Below are 15,106 nucleotides of genomic sequence, written 5' to 3'. Positions count from 1 at the left end.
GCAAGCGAGCGCTTTCCTCCGGGCGGCAAGTGTCCTAGAGGCTCGGCCTCCATGCCTGTATCCCGCCTTTCCGATCTCTCCGACAAAGTCCTGAGCCCCCGCCTCGTCGTCAAGGTGGGGTCGGCGCTGCTTGTCGGTAAGGAAGGTGTGCGGCGCGAATGGCTGACCGCGCTGGTCGCCGAGATCGCCGAGGCGCGCGCACGCGGGCAGGACGTGATCGTGGTCTCTTCGGGCGCGATTGCGCTGGGCGCGGCGACTCTGGGGCTCGACAAGGGCGGACGCGGCTCGCTGGCGGACGCACAGGCCGCCGCGGCCGTGGGCCAGATCGCGCTTTCGGGGCTCTGGGCCGAACTGCTGGGCAGCCACGGCATCACCGCCGCGCAGATGCTGCTGACGCTGGAGGATCTCGAGGACCGGCGCCGTTATCTCAACGTCACCGCAACGCTCACGCGCCTGCTCGATGCGGGCGCGGTGCCGGTGATCAACGAGAACGATTCGGTCGCGACTCAGGAAATCCGCTTCGGTGACAATGACCGCCTGGCCGCCCGCGTCGCGCAGGCGGCGCAGGCCAGCGCGGTGTTGCTGCTCTCCGACATCGACGGCCTTTATGACCGCCACCCTCGGGAGCCCGGCGCGAAAATGATTCCGGTGGTCGAAGGTGTGACGCCCGAAGTCCACGCCATGGCGAGCGCGGAATCGAATTCGGGCATGGGCTCCGGCGGCATGGTTTCCAAGCTCCAGGCAGCCGAGATCGCCGAACTGGCAGGTATCTGCCTCGTCATCGGCAATGGCCAGCACGCCCGCCCGGTGGCGCGGATCATCGATCAGGGGATCGGCACGCTGTTCCTCCCCCGCCGCCGTGCGGGCGCTCGCAAGGCCTGGCTCGGCGGGCGGTTGCGGCTCAAGGGCAGCATTGTCGTCGATGCCGGCGCGGCCGCCGCATTGCTGCGCGGGTCGAGCCTCCTTGCCAAGGGCGTGACCGCCGTGGAGGGGCATTTCGAACGCGGGGATCCCGTGGCCATCGTCGATGCCGGCGGCCGCGTGGTCGCCCATGGCCTTTCGGAGTACCATGCTGGCGAATGCGCCGCGATCAAGGGGCTCCATTCGAGCGAGCAGGCCGAAGTGCTGGGATATTCGCCGCGTTCCTCCGTGGTCCATCGTGACCAGCTCGTGCTGAAATGACCGCTTTTCCCCAGATGAACGAGATAGACCGCCCCACCATCGCCCTGACCGGCGCAACCGGCTTCGTCGGCCAGTGCGTGCTGGAGGAAGCGGCGGCCGCAGGGTACGACGTGCGCGCACTGACCCGCCGCGAACAAGAGCGGCGCGAGAACGTCACCTGGGTACGCGGCGAACTGCGCGATACCGCCTCGCTGTCCGAGCTGACGCGCGGGGCGGAGGCGATCGTCCACGTTGCGGGCGTGGTGAGCGCGCCCGATGCCGCCGGGTATGAGGCCGGCAATGTCGCGGGCACCCTGAACCTCATCGAGACCGGCGTGGCCAAGGGCATCCGGCGTTTCGTCTTCGTTTCCTCGCTTTCCGCGCGCGAGCCCGATCTTTCGGCTTACGGCGCTTCGAAGGCCAAGGCCGAGAAGCTGCTGCGCGCCAGTCCGCTGGACTGGACGATCGTACGCCCGCCCGCGATCTACGGCCCGCGCGACAAGGAGATGTTCGAACTGTTCCGCGCCGCGCGCTGGGGGCTGGTTCCGGTGCCGAAGGACGGCCGCGCCTCGATGATCCATGTCGAGGATCTCGCCCGCCTGCTGGTGGCGCTGATACCGGGCGGCGAGGACGTGACAGGCAAGCTGTTCGAGCCCGACGACGGAAAGCCCGAAGGCTGGGACAATGCCGAGATGGCCCGTGCCATCGGCGCTGCGGTTGGCCGCCGTGCCAGGGTGATCTCGCTTTCGGCCGGGGCGTTGCGGCTGGCGGCCCGGGCCGACCAGTTCCTGCGCGGCGACGGCGCGAAGATGACCGCCGATCGCGCCGCCTATTTCAGCCATCCCGACTGGGTGGTCGGAGCAGGCGCGGCCGTGCCGCCGACGATCTGGGAGCCGCGCATCGATACGCGGGACGGTCTGCGGGCCACGGCAGAGTGGTACCGCGCGAACGACTGGCTTTAGGCCGCAGGTTCCAGGCCGACGGGGGAAGCCTGAGGGACGATCCCCAGGCTCCCGTAAATTCCGTCCTAGTTCAGCGGCACCGCCGGCTGCACGATCCCGCTGCACGGACCGAACCCGATCGATACCGCGCCATCTGCCACGAAGCGTCCGGAAAGCGCCAGTTCGTCTCCGTCCTCAAGGAAGGTCCGCGTCTCGCCCGTGGCAAGCGTCACCTTCTCCCGGCCGGAGCGGGTGATTTCCATCAGGCTGCCCTGCGAACCGTCCTCGGGACCGGAAATGGTGCCGGTGCCGAGCAGGTCTCCCGGATTCATCTCGCAGCCGTTCGAGGCGTGGTGCGTGACCATCTGGGCGATGGTCCAGTACATGTTGCTGGCCGGCCCGCGGCTGAGGCGATGGGCCGGAACGCCGTCCGCACGCATTTTGGCGGTGCTGAGGCTGACTTCGAGATCGAGGGACAGGGCGCCCTCGTCCTGGTCTTCCCGGTTCCAGAGATAGGGCAGGGGGCTGGGATCGCCCTCGGGCCGCGGCGGCTGGGCGATGCGGAACGGGGCCAGCGCCTCCATCGTGACGATCCACGGCGAGACGGTGGTGATGAAGTTCTTGGCGAGGAACGGCCCGAGCGGCTGGTATTCCCAGGCCTGCACATCGCGGGCGGACCAGTCGTTGAGCAGGGTGACGCCGGCAACGTGATCGAGCGCCTCGCCGATGGGAATGGGCTGACCGAGTTCGTTGCCTTGCGCCATCCACACGCCCAGCTCCAGCTCGTAGTCGAGCCGGCCGATCGCGCCGAACGAAGGGCTTTCGGCATCGGGCGCTTTGGTCTGGCCGTTGGGGCGGATCACCGGCGCACCGCTCGGCCTCACGGTCGATGCGCGGCCGTGGTAGCCGATGGGGACGTGCTTGTAGTTGGGCAGCAGCGGATTGTCCGGGCGGAACAGCTTGCCGATGTTGGTGGCGTGATGGATGCCCACATAGAAATCGGTGTAGTCCGCGATCTTCGCAGGCAGATGCAGCGTGGCCTGTGCCATCGGAACCAGTAGCGGTTCGACTTGCGCGCGCTCTGCGGCGCCTTCTGCCAGCAGGGCGGAGATGCGCCGGCGCAGCGCCCGGCGCGGACCGGCGCCAAGGGCGAGCAACGGGTTGAGGCTTTCGCCCGAGGCGGCCCGCGCGGCTTCCAGCGCCTGGCCTTCGAGCAGTCCCGACCCGGCCAGTGCGGCAAGATCGAGGATCAGGTCACCGATCGCCACGCCGCCACCTGCGGAATTCCCGCCGTTGGAGAACACGCCCAGCGGCAGGTTCTGGATCGGGAAGTCGCCATGGCCGTTCGCACTTTCCACCCAGGAGCGCAGCGCGCTGTCGTGGGTTTCGTCGATCGTCGCCATGGGAATCTCCTCTTCCGTCTGATGTTTGGAGCGCTTCCCTAGCCGCTCGGCCGCGTCAGGTCACGGGCCCTCTTTGCCATCGTCCCAACCATGCGTCTCGGTCATCACGAAAGGCACCGGCTGCCCCTGTGCATCGCGTGCCGGGCGGAAGCGGAAGCGTTCGGTGATGCGCTGGCACGTTCCCGCATCAAGGTCGGGTCGGCCGCTGGAGGAAATCACGGTGCATTCGCTTACTCGCCCGTCAATGTCGATGCGGTAGCGCAGGGTCAGGTCGGCGCCGCTGCGCGCCTTGCGCAAGTCCGCAGGCAGATCGGCATAGTGGAGGCGGCCGGCGATCTGCCGGGGCAGGGTGGCGACCCCTTCGTTGACTCCGCCGCCTCCTCCGCCGCCTCCTCCGCCGCCTCCTCCGCCGTTTCCGTTTCCCCTGCCGCCCGATCCACTGCCGGAGCCGGAGGTTCCGGAGCCTTGTGCCGGCCTGTCGCCATCTCCCGGATGCCGGGCCGCCACGATCGTCACGGGGGGTGGCAGAACGATGCGGGGAGCAGGCAGGACCACCGGTGCAGCCCGCGTTTTGCGACCCTCCGGTGCGGGCGCGCCCCGATGGGCGGATGACGTTGTTTCCTGCGGGCGCTTTTCGGGAGTTTTGCGGGTCTCGGGCAGCAACACCGTCGCGGTAAGGGCGGAGCGCTCGGGAAACGCCGGCAGGTTCACGCCCAGCCCCCATGCAAGCGCGGCAAGCCCGCCGATCACGATTGCGGCCGATGCCGTCGCGGAAATCGCGCGCTCACGTCGGAGGGCGTGGTGAGGGGCGCGTGGAAGGGAATGCACCGGGTGCTCCTTTCATGGACGGCCTTCGCTGCCGACATTGCCGGAACAAGTTGCCGCATCGAAAGCTCCCGCGCTTTTCTCATTGCGGGACAATCGACCTCCCTGCGGCGAACGGTTGGCCGCGCTCCGGAACCTTGTGCGAACAGCGCAGTTAATCCCGCAACGACACAAATTTTTGGAGAAGCACAATGACTCTACTTCTTATTCTCCTGGTCGGCGGCGTTATCGGCTGGCTCGCTTCCATCCTCATGCGCACCGATGCGCAGCAGGGTGTATTCCTGAACGTGGTCGTCGGTGTCGTCGGTGCCCTGATCGCGGGTCTCATCATCACGCCGCTCATCGGCGGCGCGCCCATCACCAGCGGTGCGTTCGACATCATGTCGCTCTTCGCTTCGTTCCTCGGCGCGGTCGTCCTGCTGGCGATCGTCAACCTCTTCCGTCGCGGTTCCATCCGCTAAGGATCCCGTTAGGGTCTGAACGAGGCCGGCGCGTCCTCCGATGGAAAACGCGCCCTTTTTCAATAACAGGGAAAGGATGCCTGCCATGAAAGCCATGACCACTTCGCGCCTCGCCATGATCGCGATCGTTTCCGCCGGTTCGCTCGGCCTCGCCGCCTGCAACAACAAGGCGGACGATGCGACGGAGCAGCAGGCGGATGCCGTTGAACAGTCGTCCGATGCAACGGCCGACGCCATGCGCGACCAGGCCGACCAGATGACCGGCGCCGCGTCCGAGGCTGTCGACAAGAAGGCCGATGCGGTCGAGGCGGCGGGCGAGGCAAAGTCCGACGCGCTGGAAAACAAGGCGGACGAGATCAGGAAGCAGAACTGATCCGACAGCGATCCGGCTTCTCGTCAGGAACGAGAGCAGAAGGATGGCGGGGCAACCCGCCGTCCTTCTTGCGTTTGGCGTTCTTGCATCCGAAGCGCCCGCGCGGATAATCGGATTCGCCGCCAAGCCTTGCTATCAGGCGGTGGAATGAAAATGCCGCCAATAGATGCTTGAATTGTCGGGCAAGAGGGCAGACATAGCCCCCCGAAAGTCCGAGTGCCAGTTCACGCGCCGTCCGGTGTTTGCGCCCGGTCCTTGCGGATGCGTGCCTGTCCAAACCTTTGATAACCTGAAACAGGAAGATAGCCATGACCATTTCCCTGATCCCGCTGCCCTATGCGCAGGACGCGCTGGAACCGCACATCTCGGCCAAGACCCTGGAAATCCACCACGGTGCTCACCACAAGACTTACGTCGACAAGCTGAACGCCGCCATCGAGGGCACCGAGAACGCCGACAAGTCGGTTGAGGAAATCACCAAGTCGGCGTCGGGCCCGCTGTTCAACAACGCCGCGCAGACCTGGAACCACGGCTTCTACTGGCACTCGCTGAGCCCGGAAAAGACCGCGCCGAGCGAAAGCCTGCTCGCCGCGATCAACGCCGATTTCGGTTCGCTCGACGCGCTGCTCGAAGCGCTTTCGAACGAAGCCGTCAATCACTTCGCTTCGGGCTGGGCATGGCTCGTCGTCGAAGCAGGCAAGCTCAAGGTCATCTCGACCCATGACGCCGGCACCCCGATCACCACCGACGTGAACCCGCTCATCACGATCGACGTGTGGGAGCACGCCTACTACATCGACCAGATGAACAAGCGCCCGGTCTATGTGAAGACGGTTCTCGAGAACCTCATCAACTGGAAGTTCGCCTCGGACAACTTCGACCGCGGCACGGCTTGGGTTTACCCGGCCTGAGCCCGGCAGCCCGGCCGGCGCCGGGCACCATGACGCGCTGAACCGGGCCGGGTCGCCGCTACACAGCGCGATCCGGCCCAAAGCATTTTACCGCCTCTCTTTTTCGGTTTTCAGGATTATCACAATGGACATCGGCTTCATCGGTCTCGGTGCGATGGGCACCGCCATGGCACGCAATCTCGCGGCGGCAGGGCACAGGGTGCGGGCATGGAATCGCTCCGGGGGCTCGGTGGAAGGCGTGGAGATGGTCGCCACCCCGGCAGAAGCCTTCGCGGGCGATGCCGTGCTGACCATGCTTTCCGAAGACGCCGCCATTCGCGAGGTCCTGCTTGACAGCGGCGTGCTGGACGGGGCGCCGGCGGGCGTGGTCCATCTCGTTTGTTCGACCATTTCGGTCGCCTTCGCGCGCGAACTGGTGGAGCGCCATGACGCTGCCGGCGTGGGCTATCTTTCGGCGCCGGTGCTTGGCCGTCCCGATGTGGCGGCGGCGGGCCAGCTCAACGTGATCCTCGGCGGCCCGGCCGGACATGCCGCAAGGCTGGAGCCGGTCTTCGAGGCGATTGCCGGTAAGGTCTGGGACATGGGCGAGGACGCCACCGTTGCCAATGCCGCCAAGATCGCCTGCAACATGATGATCACCATGGCCATCGAAGGCATGGCCGAGGCCGTCGTGCTGACCGAGGGCAAGGGGCTCCCGCGGGAGAAGTTCTTCGAACTGATGCTCGGCACCCTGTTCGGCAGCCGGGTCTACCAGAACTATTCGGGCATCATCGCCGAGCGCAAGTACGAGCCGGGCTTCAAGGCGGTTCTTGGCCTGAAGGACCTGCGCCTCGCCCGCGAGTTGGCTGCCGAAACCGCGATCGGCACGCAGGGGAGCCTGCCCATGCTTGATGCGGTGCACGCCCGGATGGGAGCGGCGATAGAAGCGGGCCATGCCGATCGGGACTGGGGTATCATGGCGGAATATACCATCGGCACCGCTAAAGGCTGATCGGCCGCACCGCCGGGAACAGGGCAGGCGGCCGGGCCGATTACAGGTTCCGGCGCCCGCCCACGTCCACCAGTTCCACTTCGCCGTCGAGCATGCGCGCCAAGTCCGCGCGGGCGCGGGCGACGCGGCTCTTCATCGTGCCGATCGGACAACCGGAGATGTCGGCCGCTTCCTCGTAACTGAAGCCGGACGCACCCACGAGCAGCACCGCCTCGCGCCGTTCGGGGGCGAGTTTCTGCAATGCCGTTTCCATGTCGCCGAGGTGAAGCGGGCCTTCCTGGTCCGCGTCCATCACCAGCATCCGCTCAACCGCGCCTTCGTCAAGGTCGGTCTGGCGCTTGCTCTTGCGCAGTTCCGACAGGTAGTGGTTGCGCAGGATCGCGAATGTCCAGGCTCGCATGTTGGTGCCGGGCGTGTAGCGTTCACGCGCGGTCCAGGCCTTTATCGCGGCCTCCTGCACCAGATCGTCAGCGAAATCCGGGCGACCGGAAAGGCCGCGTGCGAAAGCGCGCAAATGCGGCAGGACGCCAAGCAGTTCCCGGCGGAAAGCCTCGTCCTCTGGGCGGCTTGCGCTGGGGTCGGACTTGCGTGCGGTGGGCTGATCGGGGTGCGAAGACTGGCGGTCAGGCATCGTCCGCCCCGTCCAGCTTCTTGAGAAGATCCCTGAAGCTGTCCGGAAGCGGTTCGTCCACCACGGAGTTGTACAGCTTCCTCAGCCCCCCGGCCCAGCCGGGTTCTCCGTCCTTGCGGACTTCAGGCGGCAGACCGGGCTGTGCCGGCTCGCCATGTCCTTCGGGCTGATTCAACTTTGACTCCATCGTAACCTGAACACTTGCTTGCTGGCCGCAAGCGGGTCAAGAGCCATGCTGCAAGCGCGTTGCACGCTGCGACAGACCGATCCGCTTGTGATATTGCCGGCAAGGCAACCGAACGTCGTTTTCGCTGGAACAATCGAGGCAGGTCTTGGTTCCCTTTGTTACGAAGTCTTGTCCTGGGCTGCCACGCAAATGGTCCGGAGCATGGCGATGCTCTTTAGGAATGATGCAGGCCCATTTGATGGCAGGGATTTCCGGTGATTGATCAGGCTCTGCTCGATAGGGTCCAGAAGCAGGCTTGGTTCCACAAGTATCCGCGCGGCTGGCCGTTCCTGCTATTCATTATCGCTTCGATCACCACGGCCGTGTCGGTCATGGCGATCGAGCGGGCTGACCGGCAGACCCGGCAGGTGGAGCTGGATCGCAATCTCACCGAGATCGCTTCCGCGCTGCAACGCCGCACGACCGAGAATATCGCGCTGCTGCGCGCGGGCGCCGCTCTCTTCGCCACCCAGCGCGAGGTGAGCGAGGACCAGTTCCGCGCCTTCGCGCAGGATCTCCAGGGCAAGGGCGACCTTTACGGCTCGCTCGGCATGGGCTGGGCGCCGATCGTGGCGGTGGATCGCCTGTCGGAAATGGAGATGTCCATACAGGCGGCGGGCCGGGCCGATTTCCTTGTCTACCCCAGGCCGACCTTCGACCGGACCACGGCGGCGCCGATCGTCTATCTCGAACCGGACATCAACGGTAACGGGCAGGCGCTCGGCTACGACATGTTCTCCGAGGAAGTGCGCCGCGCGGCGATGGAACGAGCGATGAAGCTGGGCAAGCCGGTGGCGTCCGGCAAGGTTCATCTGGTGCAAGACGAGAGCAATGCCGAGGCTGCCGGTTTCCTGATCTACATGCCGGTCCTGTCAGGGCGATCGGGCCGGCAGGTGAAGGGTTTCGTGTTCAGCCCATTCCGGGCGGAGACTTTCCTGACATCGGCCAGCGAGCTCTATCGCAACAACAATATCGACGTGGCGATCTACGACGGCGAGGTGGCGCCCGACAAACTGCTGGCGGAGCGCCGGGCGGACGGTTCCGCCGGGCCGACGATGGAGCGGCGGATCGACGTGGGCAGCCACTCATGGGTCGTTGTCATCAGTGATCGCAAGGTCGGCGTGCTTTCCACCGCTTCGCGGATCACCCTGTTCTTCGGTGCGCTGGCCTCGCTTATGGTCATGGCGATCGGGCGGCTCATCACGCGCCGTTCGGCGGAAGACCGCATGGTGCTGGAGTGGCTCCAGAGCCAGGCGGCGATCCGCAATTCGCTGACACGCGAACTGAACCACCGCGTGAAGAACACTCTGGCCAACGTCCTGTCCATCGCCGCGCTCACCCGCAGGCGCGCCACCGATATCGACGATTTCACCGAAAGCCTGACCGCCCGCATTCGCGCGCTTTCGGCCACGCATGACCTTCTTTCCCAGTCCGACTGGACACATGCCGTGCTGGGCGATGTCGTGCGATCGGAACTGGCGCCCTACATGGAGGGTAACGAAAGCCACGTGGAAATGTCGGGACCGGAAGTTCGGCTGGCGCCTAACGACGCCATGTCGCTGGGGCTCGCCATCCACGAACTGGCCACGAATGCGGCCAAGTACGGTGCGCTGAGCACGACAGGCGGGCGGATCCACGTTCACTGGATCCTGGTCAGCCCGGAACTTGCCGAGATCGACTGGCGCGAAGAAGGCGGTCCGCCGGTGGTGGAACCGGCCAAGCGCGGCTTCGGGCGAGATCTGATCGAGAAGATCGTGGCGCACGAACTCAAGTCGGACGTGGACCTGCGGTTCAAGCCGAGCGGGGTGGAATGCCGACTCAAGGTGCCGGTACGGGCCAGCCGCGAATTCACGCTGCGAAACGACCGGCGATAAACGCCGGCATCGGGCTGCAGCCGGAAAGTTCCATATGGCCAACGGGTTGCGCGCGGCGCGGCACGAGAGGTGTTCTTCAGGAATTATTAGGCACACTTGTGCAAGTTGTCTGGCGTCATCCATCGAGGGCAAGACGAATGGACGCGCGAGAGTGGGATCGGCATATCGTCGAAAAGAAGATCGACTGCCTGGGGCAAGACCGCAGAGATTCGGTCTTTCTCTATGACCTGTCCGCCGGCGGCTGCATGGTGGAATTTCCTGAGGCTGCCGCGAAACCGGGTGAGCGGATCGAACTTCGACTTTGCAAGGACCAGGTCGTAGCCGGGGAAGTCGTCTGGCAGGTCGGTGGCTGTGCCGGGGTGCGTTTCCTTGCGCCTATCCATGATGCCCTGGTCCTGCATCTCGGCTTCCAGCCGCCGCCGCTGACGTTCGAGGAGCAGGCCCCGCGCGACCGGTTCGGCCGCGCGCTTCCCCCTATCGATGCAGGCGAACGCCCCGCGAATAGCTGAAGAAAAACCCCGCCGGGGCGAACCGGCGGGGCGGGTATGACCGAATGGGTAGCGCCGGAGCCGATCAGCCGAGCGGCTTGCTCGATCCGAAGAACAGGGCCTGGCTGATCGCCGCGCGCACGGTGGCTTCCTGGAACGGCTTGGTGACCAGATAGGTCGGTTCCGGACGTTCCCCGGTGAGCAGGCGTTCGGGATAGGCGGTGATGAAGATCACCGGCACGTCGCCGAACTTGAGCAGGTCTTCCACTGCCTCGATGCCCGAACTGCCATCGGCGAGCTGGATATCGGCCAGGACGAGACCGGCGGGCGAGCGCTCGAAGATCTCCACCGCCTGGGCATGGGTTGCGGCCGTACCGACTACGCGGTGGCCGAGTTCGGTGACGAGCCCTTCAAGCTGCATCGAAATGAGCGGCTCGTCCTCGATGATGAGAACTTCGGTGGTGCTTTCGCTCTCGATCTCGAGAATGGCCTGGGCAACCAGCGCATCCACGCCGTCGGGCGTCACGTCGAGGATGCGTGCGGTATCCTCGCGGGAGAATTCTTCCACCGTGGTCAGCAGAAGGGCCTGCCGGTGCGTGGGGGCAACGATCGCAAGCCGGGTCTGCGCAGCCTGCTCGTGCTGGCCGCCTTCGCCGGACAGACCCGGATCGTCGACATGGCTGGTCGACCAGATGCGGGTGAACGCGGCGTAGAGTGCGGCGCGGCTGCGCGCGATATCGTCGCGCAGCGTCTTGTCGGCCAGCGCGGCCTCGAGAGTGGCGCGGACATAAGCATCGCCTGAATGCTGCGAACCTGTCAGCGCGCGGGCATAGCGGCGCAGATAGGGCAGCTGGATGGCGATCTGGTCAGAGACGGACATCGAAATTCCTCGGATCGTGGGAAGTCATCTTCCCGTGTTTTCATCTCGCATCGGCGGCTCGCGCCCCCTCCCGACCAGCGTTCCTTGTCTGACGCGGCAGATGGGGCAGGGCAACCCGAAAATTTTTCTCGCACACAAACATCACGCGGGAACCAAGTCTGGCAATGCACGTTCCAACGGTATCACCACTGGCTCCCCCACCCCCCGCAAACCGGTGGTGACCCGATCCCGGAGGCCTCCGTTCACCGCAGAGTGAACGGAGGCCTCAAAGTTTCCGGAGCATGGTTGTTCCCGGCGGTCGCCAAAAAATCTGCATGCCACGGAAATTTTCAGCCTGCTCCGGTGCGCTGGGAAGGCGTGATTGCGCGATCGGTCGCGCCGGGGCCTCGTTCCATCGTGTGGCAGGTGCTTCTGAACGGCGTTCAGTGCGGTTTCGGGAACTTTGTGTGCATTAGTCGCGTTTGCCCAACTGACGGATCACGAGCCGTGATCAGCCATGGAGGGAAACACGATGTCCGCAACAACCGAAGCCGGAACCGGCGCCGATAACGCAGCGACGACCGTGCCTGTGGAAGTGGCAGCCCTCAGCGACCGCGATTTCAAGCGCGCCCTTGCCGAAGTGGCCCCGCATCTTCGCGCTTTCGCGCGCGGTCTTTGCGGTTGCCGTGACCGGGCGGACGATCTTGCGCAGGAAGCCATGCTCCGCGCATGGGCCGCGCGTCATCGCTATGCAGCGGGTACCAACTTCAAGGCCTGGACCTTCACGATCCTGCGCAATCATTTCTACAGCGAAGCGCGCCGCGCCCGCTTCCACGGCGAATATGACGAAGTGGCGGCGGAGCGTATCCTGCGCGCCGAGGCGAGCCAGGAAAGCGCCGTCGAACTGGCGGATGTCCTGCGCGCGCTGACCGCCATTCCCGACAGCTACCGCGAAGCGCTGATCCTGGTGGCGGCAGGCAATCTCTCCTATGAAGAGATCGCTCACATCTGCGGCATCGCGCTTGGCACCGTGAAGAGCCGGATCTGCCGTGCCCGCTCGATGCTGTCGAAGGTCATCGAATCCGGCCAGCTCCCCGATTTCCGCCATAACTTCGTCCTTACCGGTGAAGCGGTCGATGCGTTCTTCGCCGAACTGGTCAAGATCGCCAACGCCGACGAGATTGCAGAAGCCCGCGAAGCGGTCGCTGCCTGACAAGGAAAGCCGTCTTGGGCTCCATGATCCCGAATTCTGCCAAGAGTTTCGCCAAGGTTCTTATCGTCGAGGACGAATTCCTCGTGGCATTGCAGTTGGAAGATATCCTCTCCGATGGCGGACATGCCGTCCTCGGCACTTTCCCCGACGCCGCTTCCGTGGCGGCGCTGGGGGAGGCGCCCGATGTCGCGCTGGTCGATCTCAACTTGCGGGACGGATTGACCGGTCCTGCGGTTGCCCGGGACCTGGCCGTCCGGTTCGGGGCCCGCGTCATCTATGTCACCGCCAATCCCGGCCAGATCGACTCTCCGGCTCCGACCGCGATTGGCGTGGTGCAGAAGCCGTTCTCGCGCCAGGCGATCCTCGCTGCGATCGCCTACGCACTAGCCGATAGCCCGGACAGCGAACGCCCTGTGGAACTGGAACCGCTGGTCCGCGCCTGATCCGGACAATAAAAAGCGCGGGAAAGGTTTCGGCCTTTCCCGCGCTTTTTATTGTTTGAAGATCAGACCGCGCCGACTTCGTGCTCGCCGGCCCTGGAGGGATCGATGGTCCCGCCCGTCGCGAGCTTGAACAGGCCGGTAATTCCGATATCGGAAGTCCAGACTTCGGCATCGTCGATCTCGAAGCGCAGCATCACGATCGACGGGTCGGATTTCCCGTTCGGGAACCAAGCCTCTACCGCATTACTCCAGTGGCGGTCCCGAACGGCAGCGTCGGTTTCCTCCACCAGGGTGCCGGCGATACAGGCGAACACGTCGTGTCCCTTGGTGATGACCTGCCCCATGGCACGGCCGCCCTGTCCGATGCGGTTGTCGCGTTTGCAGAAGAACCACACCGCGTGATGCGCGTCCCTGTCCAACAGGGCGGTCATCGGCTCGGCATGGCCATGGGCCGCATCGAGCTTTATCATCATCAGCGGACTGGCCGCGAAGGCTTTCCAGAACTTGTCGCGAACATGGGTTTCCATGGCAGGTCTCCTCCTGATTGCATAAATCCAACGCCGCCTGTGGGCCTGACGTTCCCGAAACTGCGGCGGGCCGAGTGGGCCGGCCCGCCGCAGGAATTCACTCCTTGTCGTCGCCGGGCTTCTGTTCGGCCGCGATGGCGAGCTCCTTCGGCTTCCGCTTCTCGAACGTTTGCGCCATCTTCTTCTCCGCTTCGCCGGAAAGGGTCTTGGCCGCCGAAGGGAACATCTCCTCCTCCTCTTCGTCGATATGGTGGAGATAGCGGTGGCGCATGTCCTTGAACTTCATCAGCCAGGCGCCCGAACCCATATCGATGTCGAGCAGCTCGCCGAGATAGTCGTCGATCTCCTTGTGCTCGGATACCGAGTGCCGGGCCTCGTCCCGCAAGTCGGGGCAGGCGAGCATGGTGGCGTAGAGCGCTTCTTCTTCCGCCGCGGCGTGAGCCTGCAGTTCGCGCCGCAGATCCTCGAATAGCTCGCGGCGTTCCGGGCTGTCGCCCTGAGTCTCGCCAAGCTGGGCGAGCATCTTGCGGTGACGGTCGTGATCGGACTTGAGATCCTCGAAGATACGGGCATCGGCCATGGTCATGCTCCTTCCTGTGCGGGGGCCCTCTGCGGGCGGCGCCGGGTATTGCAGGAGCAACGGCCGGTATGCGCGCGGGGTTCCGCCGCGGGACAACTTCGCGCCGTATCGTGCGTTTTGACAGGGCAGGCGCCCGATAACGCGGCGCTCCGACCAAGGGCCCTTTTCGATGGCGCGTCTCACATTTGCCGATGGAACCGAGCCGGGCATCACCCGCAGGCCGATCAGGTCAGGCAAATGGGCCTATCACGATCCCGATGGCGGCCGCATCACCGACCGCGAGGAGATCGACCGGCTGAATCGCATCGCCCTGCCGCCCGCCTATGTCGATTGCTGGTTTTCGCCCGATCCCGCCGCCCACCTGCTGGCGACGGGGTTCGATGCGCGCGGACGCAAGCAATATCGCTATCATCCCGAATACCGCGCGGACCGGGATGCCTCCAAGTTCGACCGCTGCGCCGCTTTCGGACATGCGCTCGCCGGGTTGCGGCAGCGGGTGGCGGCAGACCTCGCGCTCTCCACCTTGTGCCGGGAGCGGGCGGTGGCATCGGTTGTCGCCTTGCTGGACAGTGCGGCCATGCGCGTGGGTAACGAGCGCTATGCTACCCAGAACCGCAGTTTCGGGGCAACCACGCTGCGCGGGCGCCATGCCACGCTCAAGGGGCGCAAGCTACGGCTGCGGTTCCGGGGCAAGCACGGCAAGCTGCGCGAGGTCACCTCCAGCGACCGGGCGCTCGTGTCCTGCGTCAGGAAGATGCAGGACCTGCCGGGACAGCACCTGTTCCAGTATCTCGACGGGGAGGGGTGCTCGGTCCCGGTCGGCTCGCAGGACGTGAACGACTACCTGCACGAGACCATGGGCGAGGACTTTTCGGCCAAGGATTTCCGCACGTTCGCCGCGAGCACTCTGGCTTTCGCGCGGATCTGGCGGGAGCCGGGCGTGACGCTGAAGGCCGTGCTGGAGGACGTGGCCGAGCATCTCGGCAATACGCCCGCGATTGCGCGAAAGTCCTATGTCCACCCGGCGCTGATCGCATTCGTCCGCCATGCGGAGCCGGTGCCGGAGCTTCCGGCCCGGTTGCCGCGCCGCACCCAGTGGCTCGCACGTGAGGAGCGGGGGCTGATCGCTTTCCTGGAAGCGGCTCCTGCCGCGGCGAGTTGGGGCTAATGGCGAGCTGGGGCTAGGGGGCAGGGCGCCG

At 65.4% G+C, this 15,106-nt stretch carries 19 protein-coding genes; 11 read left to right on the top strand and 8 right to left on the bottom strand.

The window, feature by feature from the left end:
- The first annotated feature begins 51 nt into the window (after window positions 1-51).
- Both proB and ACLIMP_RS15215 read left to right on the top strand, forming a co-directional pair.
- Complete coding sequence (gene proB / locus ACLIMP_RS15220) at window positions 52-1,182, top strand: glutamate 5-kinase (RefSeq protein ID WP_054439265.1); 1,131 nt, start codon at window positions 52-54, stop codon at window positions 1,180-1,182.
- On the top strand, window positions 1,179-2,123 hold the full coding sequence (locus tag ACLIMP_RS15215; RefSeq protein WP_324696532.1) for an NAD-dependent epimerase/dehydratase family protein: 945 nt from the start codon (window positions 1,179-1,181) through the stop codon (window positions 2,121-2,123). The genes proB and ACLIMP_RS15215 overlap by 4 nt, the downstream gene beginning before the upstream one ends.
- Before the next feature lie 65 nt (window positions 2,124-2,188).
- On the opposite strand, the gene fahA is transcribed toward ACLIMP_RS15215, so the two are convergent.
- Complete coding sequence (gene fahA, locus ACLIMP_RS15210) at window positions 2,189-3,505, bottom strand: fumarylacetoacetase (RefSeq protein ID WP_443477938.1); 1,317 nt, start codon at window positions 3,503-3,505, stop codon at window positions 2,189-2,191.
- A gap of 60 nt (window positions 3,506-3,565) precedes the next feature.
- The gene (locus ACLIMP_RS15205; RefSeq protein WP_324696528.1) at window positions 3,566-4,333 is read right to left on the bottom strand and encodes a TonB family protein; all 768 of its coding nucleotides are present in this window, start codon (window positions 4,331-4,333) and stop codon (window positions 3,566-3,568) included.
- A 188-nt stretch (window positions 4,334-4,521) separates the two neighbouring features.
- Here ACLIMP_RS15205 and ACLIMP_RS15200 point away from each other — a divergent pair, with 188 nt between their 5' ends.
- Together ACLIMP_RS15200 and ACLIMP_RS15195 are read left to right on the top strand one after the other, a co-directional pair.
- Window positions 4,522-4,791: a GlsB/YeaQ/YmgE family stress response membrane protein gene (locus ACLIMP_RS15200; RefSeq protein ID WP_054439274.1), complete on the top strand. Its 270-nt coding sequence runs from the start codon at window positions 4,522-4,524 to the stop codon at window positions 4,789-4,791.
- Between the two features lie 85 nt (window positions 4,792-4,876).
- The gene (locus tag ACLIMP_RS15195; RefSeq protein WP_054439356.1) at window positions 4,877-5,164 is read left to right on the top strand and encodes a hypothetical protein; all 288 of its coding nucleotides are present in this window, start codon (window positions 4,877-4,879) and stop codon (window positions 5,162-5,164) included.
- On the opposite strand, the gene ACLIMP_RS15190 is transcribed toward ACLIMP_RS15195, so the two are convergent.
- Complete coding sequence (locus tag ACLIMP_RS15190) at window positions 5,148-5,474, bottom strand: hypothetical protein (RefSeq protein WP_443477937.1); 327 nt, start codon at window positions 5,472-5,474, stop codon at window positions 5,148-5,150. The two genes, ACLIMP_RS15195 and ACLIMP_RS15190, sit on opposite strands and share 17 nt — an antisense overlap.
- Here ACLIMP_RS15190 and ACLIMP_RS15185 point away from each other — a divergent pair.
- Both ACLIMP_RS15185 and ACLIMP_RS15180 read left to right on the top strand, forming a co-directional pair.
- The gene (locus ACLIMP_RS15185) at window positions 5,473-6,075 is read left to right on the top strand and encodes a superoxide dismutase (protein WP_054439275.1); all 603 of its coding nucleotides are present in this window, start codon (window positions 5,473-5,475) and stop codon (window positions 6,073-6,075) included. The two genes, ACLIMP_RS15190 and ACLIMP_RS15185, sit on opposite strands and share 2 nt — an antisense overlap.
- A gap of 124 nt (window positions 6,076-6,199) precedes the next feature.
- Window positions 6,200-7,066, top strand: coding sequence for an NAD(P)-dependent oxidoreductase (locus tag ACLIMP_RS15180; protein ID WP_324696523.1), 867 nt, complete (start codon window positions 6,200-6,202; stop codon window positions 7,064-7,066).
- Window positions 7,067-7,106: 40 nt separating this feature from the next.
- On the opposite strand, the gene ACLIMP_RS15175 is transcribed toward ACLIMP_RS15180, so the two are convergent.
- Window positions 7,107-7,697 (bottom strand): sigma-70 family RNA polymerase sigma factor, encoded by a 591-nt coding sequence (locus tag ACLIMP_RS15175; RefSeq protein ID WP_082370448.1) that lies wholly within the window; start codon window positions 7,695-7,697, stop codon window positions 7,107-7,109.
- Window positions 7,690-7,872 (bottom strand): NepR family anti-sigma factor, encoded by a 183-nt coding sequence (locus ACLIMP_RS15170; protein ID WP_132469274.1) that lies wholly within the window; start codon window positions 7,870-7,872, stop codon window positions 7,690-7,692. Before ACLIMP_RS15170 ends, ACLIMP_RS15175 begins: the two co-directional genes overlap by 8 nt.
- 266 nt (window positions 7,873-8,138) lie before the next feature.
- Between ACLIMP_RS15170 and ACLIMP_RS15165 the strand changes: the two genes are divergently transcribed.
- Window positions 8,139-9,797: a CHASE domain-containing protein gene (locus ACLIMP_RS15165; RefSeq protein ID WP_132469275.1), complete on the top strand. Its 1,659-nt coding sequence runs from the start codon at window positions 8,139-8,141 to the stop codon at window positions 9,795-9,797.
- 137 nt (window positions 9,798-9,934) lie between these two features.
- A complete protein-coding gene (locus tag ACLIMP_RS15160; protein WP_054439283.1) occupies window positions 9,935-10,306 on the top strand; it encodes a PilZ domain-containing protein in 372 nt (123 codons plus the stop codon).
- A 64-nt stretch (window positions 10,307-10,370) separates the two neighbouring features.
- On the opposite strand, the gene ACLIMP_RS15155 is transcribed toward ACLIMP_RS15160, so the two are convergent.
- Window positions 10,371-11,165, bottom strand: a complete 795-nt coding sequence (locus ACLIMP_RS15155; RefSeq protein WP_054439286.1) for a response regulator — start codon at window positions 11,163-11,165, stop codon at window positions 10,371-10,373.
- A 511-nt stretch (window positions 11,166-11,676) separates the two neighbouring features.
- On the opposite strand from ACLIMP_RS15155, the gene ACLIMP_RS15150 reads away from it, so the two are divergent.
- Complete coding sequence (locus tag ACLIMP_RS15150) at window positions 11,677-12,357, top strand: sigma-70 family RNA polymerase sigma factor (RefSeq protein WP_082370454.1); 681 nt, start codon at window positions 11,677-11,679, stop codon at window positions 12,355-12,357.
- A 23-nt stretch (window positions 12,358-12,380) separates the two neighbouring features.
- The gene (locus tag ACLIMP_RS15145; protein ID WP_185998701.1) at window positions 12,381-12,800 is read left to right on the top strand and encodes a response regulator; all 420 of its coding nucleotides are present in this window, start codon (window positions 12,381-12,383) and stop codon (window positions 12,798-12,800) included.
- Between the two features lie 62 nt (window positions 12,801-12,862).
- Here the strand turns inward: ACLIMP_RS15145 and ACLIMP_RS15140 are convergent, their stop codons facing one another.
- Together ACLIMP_RS15140 and ACLIMP_RS15135 are read right to left on the bottom strand one after the other, a co-directional pair.
- Complete coding sequence (locus ACLIMP_RS15140) at window positions 12,863-13,327, bottom strand: pyridoxamine 5'-phosphate oxidase family protein (protein WP_185996813.1); 465 nt, start codon at window positions 13,325-13,327, stop codon at window positions 12,863-12,865.
- A gap of 97 nt (window positions 13,328-13,424) precedes the next feature.
- Window positions 13,425-13,907, bottom strand: a complete 483-nt coding sequence (locus ACLIMP_RS15135; RefSeq protein ID WP_185996814.1) for a hemerythrin domain-containing protein — start codon at window positions 13,905-13,907, stop codon at window positions 13,425-13,427.
- 169 nt (window positions 13,908-14,076) lie between these two features.
- Here ACLIMP_RS15135 and ACLIMP_RS15130 point away from each other — a divergent pair, with 169 nt between their 5' ends.
- Entirely contained in the window at window positions 14,077-15,075 is a 999-nt protein-coding gene (locus ACLIMP_RS15130; RefSeq protein WP_324696516.1) for a DNA topoisomerase IB, read from the top strand.
- Window positions 15,076-15,106: the final 31 nt, after the last annotated feature.

Origin of the sequence: Novosphingobium aeonii, assembly GCF_052279045.1 — a bacterium.
Lineage (GTDB): Bacteria > Pseudomonadota > Alphaproteobacteria > Sphingomonadales > Sphingomonadaceae > Novosphingobium.
Note: the sequence above shows the minus strand (reverse complement) of the source record. Positions and strands in the feature narration are given on the sequence as shown.